Origin of the sequence: Dactylosporangium sp. NPDC005572 (assembly GCF_040605515.1) — a bacterium.
Classification (GTDB): Bacteria; Actinomycetota; Actinomycetes; order Mycobacteriales; family Micromonosporaceae; genus Dactylosporangium.
Genome location: NZ_JBEXCY010000263.1, coordinates 1 through 14,546 on the forward strand (window position 1 = coordinate 1; position 14,546 = coordinate 14,546).

Here is a 14,546-nt window from a genome sequence, read left to right on the forward strand (position 1 = left end):
GCGGGCCGGGTCGGCGGTGAGCTCCGCGGCCCGGTCGAGGCCGGTGACGGCGGCGCCGAGCGCGCCGCGCTCCACCGCCCGCCCGGCGGCCGCCTCCAGCTCGCCGCTCACGGCCTCGTCGGGGCCGAGGGTCGCGGCGCTGCGGTGCCAGGCCCACCGGTCCGGGTCGCCGGGGTGCGCCGCGGCGAGCGCCCCGGCGAGCGCGCCGTGGACGGTGAGCCGCCCGATGTCGCCGGCGGAGCGGTACACCGCGGAGCGCACGAGCGGGTGGCGGAACCGCAGCCGCTGGGCCTGCACCTGCAGCAGGCCGGCGTCGATGGCCGGCTGGATGGCGGCGGCGGTGACCTCGGCGCCGGCGAGCGCGCCCGCGACGGCCAGCAGGACCGGCAGCGGGCAGCCGGCGTCGGCGGCGAACACCGCCAGCACCGCCCGGGTCGCGGCCGGCAGCTGCGCGAAGCGGTCGCTGAACGCCGACTCGAGGCGCTCGTTGAGCGGCGGCAGGTCGGGCAGGCCCGCGTCGGCGCCGGCGGCGACGAGCCGGGGCAGCTCGACGAGCGCGAGCGGGTTGCCGGCCGCCTCGGCCAGGACCCGGTCCCGCAGGCCAGCCGGCAGGCCGGGGGCGTGGTCGTGCAGCACCCGGCGGGCGGCCTCGTCGTCCAGCTCCCCTACGTGCAGCCGGCGCAATCCGGTGCGGGCGAGCACCCCGGCGTGCCCGGCGCGGACCGCCATCAGCACCGCGATCGGCTCCACCCGCAGCCGCCGGGCCACGAAGACGAGCACGTCGAGGGTCTCCGGGTCCAGCCAGTGCGCGTCCTCGGCCAGGATGAGCAGCGGGGTGCGGGCCGCGTGCTCGCCGAGCAGCTCCAGGACCGCCAGCCCGACGGAGAACAAGGCGTCCCCGGCAGCGCCGAGGCCGAAGGCTCCCCGCAGCGTGCGCTGCAGGTGCGGGGTGAGCGCGTCCAGGTTCCCCAGCAACGGCGCGAGGAGCTGGTGCAGCCCGGCGAACGGCAGCGCCGACTCGGCCGCGGCGCCGTTCGTCTGCAGTACGGTCATCCCCGCGTCGACGGCGGCGCACCGGGCCGCGGCGAGCAGCATCGTCTTGCCGATCCCGGCGTGGCCGCGCACGACCAGCGCGGCGCCCCGGCCCGCCCGGGCATCGCCGAGGAGGTCGGCCACCGCCGCGAGCTCGCGGTCGCGGCCGTGAATCTGCTGCTCCAGCACCATGACGCCCCCCTTCGGCGAGCACTGTCGCACCGGCGGCGGGGCCGCAGTGTGCTAGAGGCGCACGGTTCTGCCGCCTGCGTGCACGCTCACCAGCTGCCGGGGGGTCAGGCCGAACTCGGCGCGGAACTTGGCGGTGAAGAAGCTCGGGTTCGAGAAGCCCCACGCCCGGGCGACCGCGGCGATGGAGGTGTACCGCGGCCGCGGCGCCGTGAGGTCCGTGCGGGCCCCCTGCAGGCGCTGCCGGATGATCGACTGCTCGAGGCTCTCCCCCAGCCCCTCGTACAGCTTGTACAGGGCCCGCACCGAGATGTTGTTGGCGGCGGCGATGCGCGCCGGGGTCAGGTCCGGGTCGCGCAGGTGGTTGCGGACGTACGCCTGGACCCGCGCCTGCATCGAGGAGTGCATCGCGTCGCGCAGGCGGGCGCCGTCGCCCGCCGCGGAGACCACGAGGGCCCGCATCAGCTCGGCGGAGGCCGCGCCGAGCTCGGGCGCCGCCGCGCTCGCGGCGAGCGACTCGGCCTGGGCCGTGATCCGGGCGACGTGGTCGCGCACCAGCTCGTAGAGCGGGCTGCCGCGCAGCTCGCGGGCGGCGGCGTGGATCATGTCGCGGGGCACGCCGAGGTGGTCGACGTCGACGTGCAGCGCGTAGGAGGCGCCGGTGCCCTTCCAGCCGTAGACGTACGGCAGCGACAGGTCGACGAGGATGAGGTCGCGCGGCCCGAACAGCCGATCCTCGCGCTGCCACGCCATGTGGTTGTCGGTGCGCATCGGCAGGGCCAGCACGATCGAGGTCTCGTCCGACGACCGGGCGATGCGGGGCGTGCGGCGCAGCGTGGTGCCCGACGCGTCGATGTTGAACACCTTCGCCGGGCCGAAGTCGGAGACGGTCATCCGCGCGTGGATCGCGCCGGGGTCCTCGAACAGGGCCAGGCTCGAGGAGCAGTTGCCGCTGACCGTGGCCTGGAAGGCCGCGGCCCGGTCCCCCGCGGGCATCGTGTGTGTGTCCAGCACCAGCACGGCGTCAATGTATTGCCTGCGACCGCGCCGCCGAGGGTCTGTGCGTGCACGGTTGAGTCCCACTGTGCACGACTTCCGCGCTCACCTATGCTGGGGCCGCGATGGCCGTGCTCCTCGACACCACCAGCCTGCCCTGGGGTCAGCGGGCCGATGCCGTCTGCGCGGCGCTCGCCACGAACCTGACCCCGGCCAGCGTGTCGGCGGCGGCGGGCGCCCGGTCACGGATCAGCCGGTGGGACCTCGGCCCCGGCGCGGACCTGCTCCACCACGTCTCGGGCGGGCACCGGCTGACGAGGACCGGCCGGCACCTGCGCTCGGACACCCCCGAGCGGATCTCGCTGGGGCTGCCGCGGTCCGGCTCGGTGCGCCTCAAGCACCGCGACCTGCCCTACGGCGACCGCATCGGGGAGCTCCAGCTCGTGGACCTGACCTCGCCGTACGACTTCCTCGTCGACGGCCCGGCCGAGCTGCAGGCCGTCATCGTCGACTACGCGCAGCTCGGGCTCACCGTGGACGCCGTGCGGTCGGCGATCCCGCGGCTGCCGGGCAGCCCGCTGTACGAGATGACCCGCCGCCACCTGCATGGGCTCCCCGCGGTCATCGACGCGCTGCCGCCCGGGCCGGCGCTGGCGATGCTGGGGTCCTCGACGACCGAGCTGATCCGGGCGCTGATCGCCTCGTGCGCCGTCCGGCCGGACGAGTGGGCGGTCGAGGCCGTCAACGGGACCCTGTTCCTGCGGCTCACCGCGTTCATCCGGCAGCACCAGCGGGAGCCCGACCTGAGCGCGGCCCGGCTCGCGGCGGTGCACGCGGTGTCGGTGCGGGCGGTGTACACGGCCTTCGCCCAGCAGGGCGAGCAGCTGGCGGAGTGGGTCATGCGCGGGCGCCTCGAAGGGGCCCGCAAGGAGCTGGCCCGGCTGCCGTCCGGCGCCGGCGCGATCGGCCGGGTCGCGCACGGCTGGGGCTTCAAGGACGCCCGGCACTTCGCCCGCCGCTTCCGGGCCGCCTACGACGTCAGCCCCCGGGAGTGGCAGCAGCTCAGCGCGCTGAGCTCGTAGGGTCGACCAGGAGCTTCGGGCCCGCGCCCGGCGGCCGCTCGCCGGCCAGCGCGGCCGCCACCTCGTCGAGGCCGACGGTGGCCGCCACCAGCGGGCGCGGGTCGACCGAGCCGTCGGCGTAGGCGGCGATCGCCCCCGCCAGCCCGGCCGACGCGCCCAGGATGCCGACCGCGGTGACGTCCTTGAGGGCGAGCTCGCGGGTGTCGACCGTGCTCGGGGTGCCGGACAGTCCGATGTAGACGATCCGCCGGCCGGGCTCGACCAGCTCCAGCGCGAGGGCGGGCAGCGACGGGGCGTTGGAGGCGTCGACCACGCCGTCCCACGGCAGCGCCGGCAGCGACGACGACGTCCAGGCGGTGGCGAAGCCGAGCCGGCGGGCGAGGTCCAGCTGGGTCTCGTCCCGGCCGAGGAGGTGTACCTCGGCGCCGCCGGCCCGGGCGAACAGCGCCGCGAGCAGGCCGATGGTGCCGGTACCGAGGATGAGCAGGCGCTCACCGGGCGCGAGACCGGCGGCTGAGACGGCGCGCAGCGCGTTGCCGCCCGGCTCGACGAGCGCGCCGAGCGTCGCGTCCATCGTGGGCGGCAGGGCGTGCAGCGTGACGGCCGGGACGGCGACCCGCTCCGCGAGGGCGCCCGGCAGGCCGTCGCGGATGCCCAGCTCGTGCCGCTGGGCGCAGACGTGGTGGCGCCCGGCCCGGCAGCGGTCGCAGTGCCCGCAGCCGATCATCGTGTCGCCGGTCACCCGCCGGCCGAGCCAGCCCGGGTCGACGCCCGCGCCGACGGCGCTGACCACGCCGGACCACTCGTGGCCGGGCCGCAGCGGGTACGACGCGGCGCCCGTGTGCAGGTAGCTCATCTCGCCGGTGAACAGCTCGACGTCGGTGCCGCACACGCCGGCCCGCTCGACGTCGACGACGACCTGGCCGGGCCCGGCGGCGGGCGGTTCCACGTCGCGCACCTCGGCCCGGCGCGGCCCGGTCAGCACCAGCGCACGCATATGCAAACTCCTCATCGACGGGATCACAGCCGGTCGTCCGGGCGGACCAGCCCGCTCTGGTACGCGAGCACGACCAGCTGGGCGCGGTCGCGGACGTCGAGCTTGGTCATCGCCCGGTTGACATGGGTCTTGGCCGTCAATGGTGACAGGAACAGCCGGGCGGCGATCTCCTCGTTCGACAGGCCGTGCGCGACCAGCACCAGGATCTCCCGCTCCCGGTCGGTGAGCACGTCGAGGGCGGCCGTGGTCGTCGGGGCCGGCGGGCGCAGCTGGGCCAGGAAGCGGGTCACCAGGCCCCGGGTGGCCGTGGGTGACAGCAGCGCCTCGCCGGCGGCGACCACCCGGACGGCCCCGAGCAGGTCGGCCGGGGCGACGTTCTTGCCGAGGAAGCCGCTCGCCCCGGCCTGCAGGGCCAGCAGGACGTTGTCGTCGTCCTCGAACGTGGTGAGCACCAGCACGCGGACCCCGGCCAGGGCGTCGTCGGCGCAGATCCGCCGGGTCGCCTCCAGGCCGTCCATGACCGGCATGCGGATGTCCATGAGCACGACGTCGACCCGGGCGGTGCGGGCGAGTTCGGCCGCCTCCCGGCCGTCGCCGGCCTCGGCGACGACCTGCATGCCCGGCTCCGCGTCGATGATCATCTTGAAGCCGGCCCGGATGAGCGCCTGGTCGTCGGCGAGCAGGACCCGGATCGTCACGACGCCGCCACGGGCAGGACCGCGTGGACGTGGAACCGGCCGCCGTCCGCCGGGCCGGCGGTGACGGTGCCGTGCGCGGCGCTGGCCCGCTCCTGCATGCCGAGCAGGCCGAAGCCGGACCCGGCCCGCCCGGTGCGCCGCGGATCGACCCGGTTGACCACGTCGATCAGGATCGCGTCCGGGGTGTGCCGGATCGCCAGCCGGGCGCTGCCGTCGCCGTAGCGGTGCGCGTTGGTGAGGGCCTCCTGCACGATCCGGTAGGCCGCGAGGTCGACGATCGCCGGCAGCGACCGCTCCTCGCCGTCCGCCTCGACCCGCACGTCGAACCCGGCCGCCGACAGGCTGCCGACCAGCTCGGGGATGCGAGCCACGCCGGGGCTGGGCCCGGTGTCGTCCAGCTCGCCCGGGTCGCGCAGCACGCCGATGACCGAGCGGATCTCCCGCAGTACCGTGTCCGAGGCCTCCCGGATGTGCTCCAGGACCGGCCAGACGGCCTCCGGCCGGTCCCGCAGGACGTGGCCGGCCGCGCCCGCCTGGACGTTGATGACGGCGATGTGGTGGGCGACGACGTCGTGCAGCTCGCGGGCGATGCGCAGCCGCTCGTCCATGACCCGGCGGCGGGCCTCCTCCTCGCGGGTCTGCTCGGCCTGCCGGGCCCGCTCGGTGACCTCGGCGATGTAGGCGCGCCGGTTGCGCACCGCGTCGCCGACCGCGCCGCAGCCGAAGACCCAGGTGAACAGCCCGAGCGTGCTGAGGTTCCACCACTCGGCGAAGTCGGCGACCAGGCCGGTGACGAACACGGCCGAGAACACGCAGCTGCCGTACACCCACGGCCGGCGGTGGGTGGTGTGCAGTGCGGTGCTGTACATCAGCGCCCCGACCGTCACGACCAGCCCGGACGACGTGCCGCCGAGGGCGACGGTCGGCAGCAGCGCGAGCGTGACAGCGGCGAGCGCCGGCACCGGCCAGCGGCGGCGGGCGAGCATCCCGGCGGCACCCACCGCGGCGAGCGCGACGGCCCAGGCCACGCCGGCCGGCCGGTGGGCGGCGACGGTCAGGACGGCCGCGGCGGCGGCAAGCAGCCCGTCGAGCAGCCGGTCCCGGTGGGCCGCCGGCAGCGCCAGTACACGATCTCGCATCACGGACCACGGTATGCGACGGTGCGGCCGGCGACGTCCTGCAACCGCAGTACGCGAACCGGGAGCGGTTACCACGACGGTGGTAGGTGCGGCCTGCGCACGGACGACGATTCGCGGCGCGGTTCCCGCGATCGTGGGGCGGTACCCGTTGCCGACCCTGCGGAGGACCCGTACCGTGGCGACCCTTTTGTACCGGCTCGGCCGGTTCTCGTTCCGGCGCCGCCGCCTGGTGGCCGCCCTGTGGCTGGCCGTGCTGGCGCTGTTCGGCGTCGGCGCGGCGACGCTGTCCGGAACGACCAGCGACACGCTGTCCATCCCGGGGACCGAGTCCTTCCGGGCGATGGACGTGCTCAAGGAGAAGATGGGCCTCGGCACCGCCGACTCGGCCTCGGCGCGGGTCGTCTTCACCGTCGGCGGGGACGCGACGCTCACCGCCCCCGCGCAGCGCGCCGCCGTCGACCGGGCGGTGGCCGCGCTCGGCGCCGCCCCGCAGGTCGCCGCGGTCGCCGACCCCTACACCGCCATCGCACCCGACCAGCGCACCGCCTACGCGACGGTGACCTACCGGGTCGGCCCGGCCGGTGTCACCGACGAGGCCCGGGCCGCGCTGCTGACCGCCGGCCGCACCGGCCAGACGGACGGCGTCCAGGTGGAGTTCGGCGGTGACGCCGTCAGCGGCGGCGAGGCAGGTGGCGCGACCGAGGTGCTCGGCGTGGTGATGGCCGCGCTCGTGCTCGCCATCACGTTCGGCTCGCTGGTCGCCGCCGGGCTGCCGCTGCTCACCGCGTTCATCGGCGTCGGGCTCGGCATGCTCGGCATCCAAATCGCCACCGGCTTCCTCGACCTCAACGACTCGACCTCGGCCCTGGCGACCATGCTCGGCCTCGCCGTCGGCATCGACTACGCGCTGTTCGTGGTCTCCCGCTACCGGCACGAGCGGACCGAGGGCCGCGACGCCGAGGAGGCCGCCGGCCGCGCGGTCGGCACCGCCGGCTCCGCGGTCGTGTTCGCCGGGCTGACCGTCGTCATCGCCCTCGCCGCACTGTCGGTCGCCGGCATCCCGTTCCTCACCGCGATGGGCCTGGCCGCCGCCGGCACCGTGGCCGTCGCCGTGCTCATCACGCTCACCCTGCTGCCGGCGCTGCTCGGCTTCGCCGGCCGCCGGGTGCTCCCCAAGCGGCACCGCGCCGCCAAGGTCTCGTTCGGCGAGCGCTGGGCCCGCCTGGTGCTGCGCCACCGGGTGCCCGCGCTGGTGCTCTCCCTCGGCGTCGCGCTGCTCGTCGCCCTGCCGGCCACCGACCTGCGCCTGGCCCTGCCGGACGACGGCTCGGCGCCGGTCGGCTCGACCCAGCGCACGGCCTACGACCAGCTGGCCGCCGGCTTCGGCGCCGGCTTCAACGGGCCGCTGCTCGTGGTGGTCTCCGGGCCGGGCGTCGCCAGGACCGCCGGCGAGGCGCAGCGGGCCGTCGAGCACCTGCCCGGCGTGGTTGCGGTCACCCCGCCGACGGTCAACCCGGCCGGCGACACCGCCCTGCTCACCGTGATCCCGGCCACCGGCCCCGACGCCGAGGCGACCAAGGACCTCGTCGCCGCGATCCGCGCCACGACCGTCACCGGCGCCGCCCTCGCGGTCACCGGCACCACCGCCATCAACATCGACATCTCGGACAAGCTCACCGGTGCGCTCGTGCCGTACCTCGCGGTGGTGGTGGGACTGGCGTTCGTGCTGCTCATGCTGGTGTTCCGCAGCCTGCTGGTACCGCTGAAGGCCACGCTCGGCTTCCTGCTGTCCGTCGCCGCGTCCTTCGGCGCCCTGGTGGCCGTCTTCCAGTGGGGCTGGTTCGCCGACCTGTTCGGCCTCGACAGCACCGGGCCGGTCATCAGCATGATGCCGATCTTCCTCGTCGGCATCCTGTTCGGCCTGGCCATGGACTACGAGGTGTTCCTGGTGACGCGGACCCGGGAGGAGTACGTCCACGGCGCCGCGCCCGACGCCGCGATCGTCGCCGGCATGCGCCACGGCGCCCGGGTCGTCACCGCCGCCGCCCTGATCATGATCTCGGTGTTCGCCGGGTTCATCCTCGCCGACAACAGCATCATCAAGTCCCTCGGCTTCACGCTCGCCTTCGGGGTCGCCGTGGACGCGTTCCTGGTCCGGATGACGATCGTTCCGGCGGTACTGTCGCTGCTCGGTCGATCCGCGTGGAAGCTGCCCCGCTGGCTCGACCGGCTGCTGCCGACGGTCGATGTGGAGGGCACCCGCCTGGCCACCCCGCCCACGGAGCCGGAGCTGGTACGGGTGTGAGCGGCTCGGGACGGCCACCTGGCTGCCGATAGGTTCGGCCGAGCACCTTCCACGCGTTTGGAGTTCCATGACGACCCTGCTGCAGCCGGAGCCGGTCATCGCACCGCGCCGCCGGCGCTGGCTGCGGCCGGTCGCCGTGGCCCTGGTGCTCGCGCTGTTCGCGGTGGAGCTGGTGCTGGGCTGGCCGGCGCTGGCCGGCGCCCTGCACCAGCTGGGCCGGCCGCAGCCCGGCTGGCTGCTCGCGGCGGTCGTGGCCCAGCTCGGCGTGATGAGCGCGTACGCCCGCATGCAGCGCCGCCTGCTGCGCTCCGCGGGCGTGCACGCGCCGATCCACAAGCACGTGGCGCTCGCCTACGCGGCCCACTCGCTGTCGGCCACCCTCCCGGGCGGCCCGGCGTTCTCGACCAGGTTCAACTACCAGCAGATGCGCCGCTTCGGCGCCACCCCGGCGGTCGCCTCGTGGTGCATCGCCCTGTCCGGCATCCTGTCGGCCACCGCGCTCGCCGTGGTGACGGTCGTGGGCGCCCTGGCCACCGGCGGCGTCCCCGACTGGCGCCACCTGGCCGCCCTCCTGGTCGCCGGCATCCTGCTGGTCCTCGGCGTCCGCCGCCTCGCGCGCCACCCGGAGACGGTCTCCCGCCTGGTCCTGGCCCCGCTGAACCGCCTGCGCCGCCGCCCCGCCGACACCGGCGCGGACCGCGTCAGCGGCTTCTTCGACCAGCTGCACGCCGCCCGGCTCCGCCCCGCCCACGCGGTCGCGGCATCGGCCTACGCGCTGCTGAACTGGCTGCTCGACGCCGTCTGCCTGTGGCTGTGCTGCCGCGCCGTGGGCGGCGGCGGCGAGACCGGCCTGAACGAGGTCCTGCTGGCCTTCTGCGCCGCGATGGCCGCCGGCACGATCACCCTGATCCCGGGCGGCCTGGGCATCATCGACAGCGCCCTGATCCTGGGCCTGCTCGCGGGCGGCACCGCAACCTCGACGGCGGTGGGCACCGTGGTGCTGTACCGCATCGTGAGCTTCGGCTTCATCATCGGCATGGGCTGGATCTCCTGGCTGGTGATCCGCCGCCGCTACCCCACCCCGGTCCCGGCCACCACCTGAGGCCGCCCCTGCTCCTCCCGGACGTCCTGCTTGGACTGGACGACGGGGAACCTCACCCCGGTGAGGTCTTCGGAGACGGCCCACAGCCGCTGCTGGACGGCTACCTCGTAGGACTCCGGGCTGGAGGTGACCAGCCGGGGGTGGCCCATGACCTCGTAGCGTCCGCCGGGACCGTAGTACTGGCCGCCGAGCGTGGCGGGGTCGGTGGCGGCGCGCAGGGTGGGCAGCGCGCCCATCGCGGGCGTCTGGGTGATCAGCGGCGCGAGCCAGGTGAGCGGAAGCCGGAGGGCCGCGGGGGTGTTGCGGGCGAGCTCGGTGCTGGACAGACCGGGGTGCGCGGCCACCGCGACGGTGGTGCCGTGCGTGGCGAGCCGGCGCTGCAGCTCGTACGTGAACATCAGGTTGGCCAGCTTGGACTGACCATAGGCGCCGACCCGGCTGTACGACCGCTCCCACTGCAGGTCGTCGAAGTGGATCGCGGCCCGGATGCGGTGGCCGGTGCTGCTGACCGTCACCACGCGTGAGCCGGGCACCGGCAGCATCAGGTCCAGCAGCAGCCCGGTGAGCGCGAAGTGGCCGAGATGGTTGGTGCCGAACTGCATCTCGAAGCCGTCCCGGGTGGTCTGCTTCGGGGTGTACATCACGCCGGCGTTGTTGATCAGCAGGTCGATCCGGTCGAGCCGGGACCGCAGCGCCGCCGCCGCGGTCCGGACGGAGTCGAGCGAGGTCAGGTCCAGCGCCTGCACGGTCACGTCGCCGGTCATGCGGGCCGCGGCCTGTTCGCCCTTCTCGACGTTGCGCACGGCGAGCACCACGGATGCCCCGCGCTCGGCGAGCGCCTTGGCGGTCTCGTACCCCAGTCCGGTGTTGGCCCCGGTCACCACGGCCACCCGCCCGCGCTGGTCCGGAATGTTCGCCGTCGTCCACTTCTCGCTCATGTCAGGCTCCCAACCCACTAACGTACCGAAGGTATCTTGTGCCGACGACGTTAAAGTACTTTCGGTACGTTGTCAACGTACCGCAGGTACGTAAGTTAGGCTGGCGATCGTGACGTTCCAGCGGGCGCGAACCGAAGAGCAGCGGGAGATCCGCCGACGGGCGATCCTCGACATGGCCTCGGCGATGCTCGACGAGATGCCGGTGGCCGCGGTCACCCTGAACGAGCTCAGCCGCCGGGTAGGCCTGGCGAAGCCGAACGTGCTGCGCTACTTCGAGTCTCGCGAGGCGGTGCTGCTGGAACTGCTCGACCACTTCCTGCAGGAGTGGCTGACGGAACTGGCAGGCGAGTTGGTCGCCGGCATCGACGAAAATCGGCCCATGGCCGAGCGGGCGGCAGCGGTGGCCGAGGTCCTCAGCCGCTCACTCTCCGGCCGAGTGGTGCTGTGCGACCTCTTCGGCGCACAGGGCAGCGTCCTGGAACACAACGTCTCCGTCGAGGTCGTAGCACGCTACAAGCGCGCCTCCCTGGACCGCCTGACAACCATGACCGCCCTGATCCAGAAGTACCTGCCGGAGCTGGGCGAGAACGCAACGCTGTTCAGCCTGCAGACCATGGTCATGGCCGGCGCGCTGTCGGCGTACAGCACACCCCCGCCCAGCCTGCGGGCGGCCTACCGGGCCGAGCCCGAGCTGGCCCGCTTCCACTTGGAGCTGAAGGACTCCTTGAAGCTGGCCCTGACCGCAACCCTCCTGGGCGTGCTACCCCGCCATTGAGCTGTGTCGGGTCGTGGAGCGGGCGCTCGCGTACCGGCCGATCGCGCTGGAGACCGGCGCCGGGTGAGGTCGGTCACCGCGGGGCGGGCTAGCGTCGAGCACGGCTGACTGCGAAGGGATCACGCTCATGTCCTCGACCGCCATCGCCGTGATCGTCATCGTGCTGCTCGTGGTGGTGATCGCCGTCATGGCCGTCGCCCAGATGCGGCGTACGAGGCAGCTCCGCCGGCGTTTCGGTGCCGAGTACGACCGGGTCGTCGCCGAGCAGCCCAGCCGCCGCGCGGCCGAGCGCGATCTGCAGGCCCGCGAGAAGCGCCACGCCGGCCTCCAACTGCGGGACCTCGACCCACAGGAGCGGCGGCGGTACCAGCAGCAGTGGGAGCGCACCCAGGCGCACTTCGTCGAGGAGCCGGAGGCCGCCACCCGGGAGGCCGACGCGCTCGTCACCCGCGTGATGACCGAGCGCGGCTACCCGATCGAGGACGCCGACGACTTCGACACCCGCGTGCAGGACCTCAGCGTCGAGCACGCCGCGACGCTCGACCACTACCGCGAGGCCCACCACATCAACCAGGTGAACCAGCGCGGCCAGGCGTCGACGGAGCAGCTGCGCCAGGCGCTCATGCACTACCGCGCGCTGTTCGCCGACCTGCTCGGCGAGGGCCGCGGCGGCCACCCGGCCCACGGCTGACCCCTCAGCCCCGACGGACGAAAGGCCCGATCCGCGATGCGCGACTTCAACCCGACCGACCCGATCCGTACCGGCCCGACGCCCCAGCCGCCGGCCACCCCGCCACCGGAGCCGTCGTTTCAGCAGCCACCCGCGCAGGCACCGACCCGCCCGCCGGAGGCGACGGCACCACCAGTCGAGCAGACGGCCCAGCCGCCGATCCAGCCGCCGGCCCAGCAGACGACCCAGCAGACGACCCAGCAGACGGCGCAGCCGAGCGGCCAGCCGGCGGCACAGCAGCCGCCGACGACCGGCGAAGGCCAGCCCATCTGGGAGTCCACCCAGGCCGACGAGTTCCGCCAGCGCTGGCACGAGATCCAGACCCACTTCGTCGAGGACCCGCAGTCGACGGTGACCGACGCGCGGCAGCTGGTCGACGAGGCGGCCCAGACCCTGACCGACAACGTCCACAGCCGCGAGGAGCAGTTCACCCGCGCCGGCGCCCGCTCGTCCGACAGCACGGAGGGCATGCGCGACGCGGTCCTGCAGTACCAGCACCTCCTGGACCGCCTGCTGTCCGTGTGAGGGCTTGCGGCCATGCCGACAATGGGGCGCATGGTCGAATTCGAAGTGGTGCTGCGGGGGTACGACCGGTACGAGGTCGACGCACTGGTGCGGGCGATCGAGGGCGGCGCGGACCCGCAGCGCCTCGGCCGCAACCTCACGGTGGTGCTGCGCGGCTACGACCGGCAGCAGGTCGACGGATGGATCGCGCGGCGTCGTGGCGGCGCCGTGGCGGCGCCCGCCGAGCCGCGGGTGGAGCTGTCGGTCGTGCTGCGCGGCTACCGCCCGGCCGAGACCGACGCCCTGCTCACCGAGGTGCGGGCCGCACTCGCCGGCACCGACCCGGCCCGCCGGGCCGCGGCGGCACGGGCGATCGCCGAGACCCGCCTGCCGGTGGGGCTGCGCGGGTACGACCGGGGCGCCGTCAACCGCCTCCTGCGGGCGGCGGCGCAGGAGCTTGCCGCCGGTTGATACCTAGCTCTACTATGCATTCCACTGCTAGGTGGGATGTGGTCGCGTGGTCAAAGTCGGCAAGGATCTCGTCGCCGCCTCGGCGACACCGATGGTGCTGGGCATCCTGGCCGAGGGCGAGAGCTACGGCTACGCGATCCTCAAGCGCATCGGCGAGCTGTCGGGCGGGGAGCTCGACTGGACCGAGGGCCTGCTCTATCCGCTGCTGCACCGCCTGGAGCGACTCGGTCACGTCGAGTCGAGCTGGCAGGCGGTCGCCGGGGAGCGGCGCCGCAAGTACTACCGGATCACCGAGCACGGGCGGGCGGAGCTGGCCGCGCAGCGGCGCCAGTGGGACACCGTCGTCGACGCGCTGAAGGACCTCTGGGAGGTCCGCGGCCTGATCGCCGGCCCGACGGCGGAGGGCACGGCATGACCGCCTCCGACGAACTGCCCGAGGAGCTGGAGGCCCAGTTCGCGCAGTGGCGGGCCTATGTGCAGCGCCGCCGCGAGCTGGGCCCGGCCGACGCCGAGGAGCTCGAGGACCACCTGCGCGGCTCGGTCGAGCAGCTCATGGCGACCGGCCTGAGCGCCGACGAGGCGTTCCTGGTCGCGGTCAAGCGGATGGGCAACCTCGACGCCCTGTCCCGCGAGTTCGCCCGCGAGCACTCCGAGCGGCTCTGGAAGCAGCTGGTGCTCACCGGCGAGCCGGACGCGCCGACGACCGGCCGGCGCGACCTTGCCGTGATGGTGGGCTGCGCGGCCGGCGCGGCACTGTCGGTGAAGGTGCCGGCGCTGTTCGGGCTCGACTTCGACAACGACGGCGACGTGTTCTTCGCGCGCAACATGTCGCTGTTCGCGCTGCCCTGGCTGGCCGCGTTCCTCGCCTGGCGCCGCGGCGCCGACCGGTGGTTGGTCGCGGTGGTCGCCGGGCTCTTCGCGCTCGGCGCGGTGGCGGCCAACGTCTACCCGCTCGGCGAGGACTCGCAGTCCCTGGTCATCACCGCCCTGCACCTGCCGATGGCGCTGTGGCTGGTCGTCGGCCTGGCCTACATCGCCGACGACCTGCGCTCACCACGGCGGCGGATGGACTTCATCCGCTTCACGGGCGAGTGGTTCGTCTACTACGTCCTGATCGCGCTCGGCGGCGGCGTGCTCATCATCTTCTTCGCCGGCACGTTCAACGCGATCGGCCTGGAGCCGGGCCGGTTCATCGGGCAGTGGCTGGTGCCGTGCGGCATCGTGGCCGCGGTGCCGGTCGCGGGCTGGCTGGTCGAGGTCAAGCAGGGCGTGGTGGAGAACATCGCCCCGGTGCTCACCCGCCTGTTCACGCCGCTGTTCACCGCGGTGCTGCTGGCGTTCCTGGTCGCCTTCGGCTTCACCGGCACGGGCATCGACGTCGAGCGCGAGGCCCTCATCATGTTCGACCTGCTCCTCGTGGTCGTGCTGGGGCTTCTGCTGTACTCCATCAGCGCCCGCGACCCGCTGCGCCCACCGGGCCTGTTCGACCGGCTGCAGCTGGCCCTGGTGGTCAGCGCCCTCGCCATCGACCTGCTGGTCCTGCTGGAGATCACCGGCCGCATCAGCGAGTACGGCACGACCCCGAACA

The 14,546-nt window shown here is 74.1% G+C and carries 15 protein-coding genes; 9 read left to right on the forward strand and 6 right to left on the reverse strand.

What is annotated here, in order from left to right:
* Positions 1-1,224 (reverse strand): AAA family ATPase (locus ABZS66_RS54880; RefSeq protein ID WP_354771793.1); only part of this gene is annotated, 1,224 nt, incomplete at its 3' end.
* A 51-nt stretch (positions 1,225-1,275) separates the two neighbouring features.
* Entirely contained in the window at positions 1,276-2,241 is a 966-nt protein-coding gene (locus tag ABZS66_RS54885; protein WP_354771795.1) for a helix-turn-helix domain-containing protein, read from the reverse strand.
* Positions 2,242-2,342: 101 nt separating this feature from the next.
* On the opposite strand from ABZS66_RS54885, the gene ABZS66_RS54890 reads away from it, so the two are divergent.
* Entirely contained in the window at positions 2,343-3,299 is a 957-nt protein-coding gene (locus ABZS66_RS54890) for an AraC family transcriptional regulator (protein WP_354771797.1), read from the forward strand.
* Here ABZS66_RS54890 and ABZS66_RS54895 read toward each other — a convergent pair.
* Genes ABZS66_RS54895 through ABZS66_RS54905 form a run of 3 tightly spaced genes read right to left on the reverse strand, consistent with a single transcriptional unit; the run spans position 3,280 to position 6,133 of the window.
* Positions 3,280-4,296, reverse strand: a complete 1,017-nt coding sequence (locus tag ABZS66_RS54895) for an alcohol dehydrogenase catalytic domain-containing protein (protein WP_354771798.1) — start codon at positions 4,294-4,296, stop codon at positions 3,280-3,282. The genes ABZS66_RS54890 and ABZS66_RS54895 overlap by 20 nt on opposite strands.
* Before the next feature lie 23 nt (positions 4,297-4,319).
* Positions 4,320-4,994 (reverse strand): response regulator transcription factor, encoded by a 675-nt coding sequence (locus ABZS66_RS54900; protein ID WP_354771799.1) that lies wholly within the window; start codon positions 4,992-4,994, stop codon positions 4,320-4,322.
* On the reverse strand, positions 4,991-6,133 hold the full coding sequence (locus tag ABZS66_RS54905; protein WP_354771801.1) for a histidine kinase: 1,143 nt from the start codon (positions 6,131-6,133) through the stop codon (positions 4,991-4,993). Before ABZS66_RS54905 ends, ABZS66_RS54900 begins: the two co-directional genes overlap by 4 nt.
* Before the next feature lie 175 nt (positions 6,134-6,308).
* Here ABZS66_RS54905 and ABZS66_RS54910 point away from each other — a divergent pair, with 175 nt between their 5' ends.
* Positions 6,309-8,438 (forward strand): MMPL family transporter, encoded by a 2,130-nt coding sequence (locus ABZS66_RS54910; RefSeq protein ID WP_354771803.1) that lies wholly within the window; start codon positions 6,309-6,311, stop codon positions 8,436-8,438.
* A gap of 67 nt (positions 8,439-8,505) precedes the next feature.
* Positions 8,506-9,540, forward strand: coding sequence for a YbhN family protein (locus tag ABZS66_RS54915; RefSeq protein ID WP_354771805.1), 1,035 nt, complete (start codon positions 8,506-8,508; stop codon positions 9,538-9,540).
* Here the strand turns inward: ABZS66_RS54915 and ABZS66_RS54920 are convergent.
* Complete coding sequence (locus ABZS66_RS54920; protein ID WP_354771807.1) at positions 9,510-10,478, reverse strand: SDR family NAD(P)-dependent oxidoreductase; 969 nt, start codon at positions 10,476-10,478, stop codon at positions 9,510-9,512. The two genes, ABZS66_RS54915 and ABZS66_RS54920, sit on opposite strands and share 31 nt — an antisense overlap.
* Before the next feature lie 109 nt (positions 10,479-10,587).
* On the opposite strand from ABZS66_RS54920, the gene ABZS66_RS54925 reads away from it, so the two are divergent.
* The 6 genes from ABZS66_RS54925 to ABZS66_RS54950 all read left to right on the forward strand — a co-directional run.
* Positions 10,588-11,253: a TetR/AcrR family transcriptional regulator gene (locus ABZS66_RS54925; protein WP_354771809.1), complete on the forward strand. Its 666-nt coding sequence runs from the start codon at positions 10,588-10,590 to the stop codon at positions 11,251-11,253.
* A gap of 127 nt (positions 11,254-11,380) precedes the next feature.
* Entirely contained in the window at positions 11,381-11,944 is a 564-nt protein-coding gene (locus tag ABZS66_RS54930) for a hypothetical protein (RefSeq protein ID WP_354771811.1), read from the forward strand.
* 36 nt (positions 11,945-11,980) lie between these two features.
* Entirely contained in the window at positions 11,981-12,508 is a 528-nt protein-coding gene (locus ABZS66_RS54935) for a hypothetical protein (RefSeq protein ID WP_354771813.1), read from the forward strand.
* A gap of 30 nt (positions 12,509-12,538) precedes the next feature.
* Positions 12,539-12,958: a hypothetical protein gene (locus ABZS66_RS54940; RefSeq protein WP_354771815.1), complete on the forward strand. Its 420-nt coding sequence runs from the start codon at positions 12,539-12,541 to the stop codon at positions 12,956-12,958.
* Between the two features lie 91 nt (positions 12,959-13,049).
* Positions 13,050-13,373 carry a PadR family transcriptional regulator gene (locus ABZS66_RS54945; RefSeq protein ID WP_354771819.1) on the forward strand — a complete coding sequence of 108 codons (324 nt, stop codon included), beginning with the start codon at positions 13,050-13,052 and terminating at the stop codon, positions 13,371-13,373.
* The coding region (locus ABZS66_RS54950) for a permease prefix domain 1-containing protein (RefSeq protein WP_354771817.1) at positions 13,370-14,546 on the forward strand (1,177 nt) is incomplete at its 3' end. The genes ABZS66_RS54945 and ABZS66_RS54950, both read left to right, overlap by 4 nt.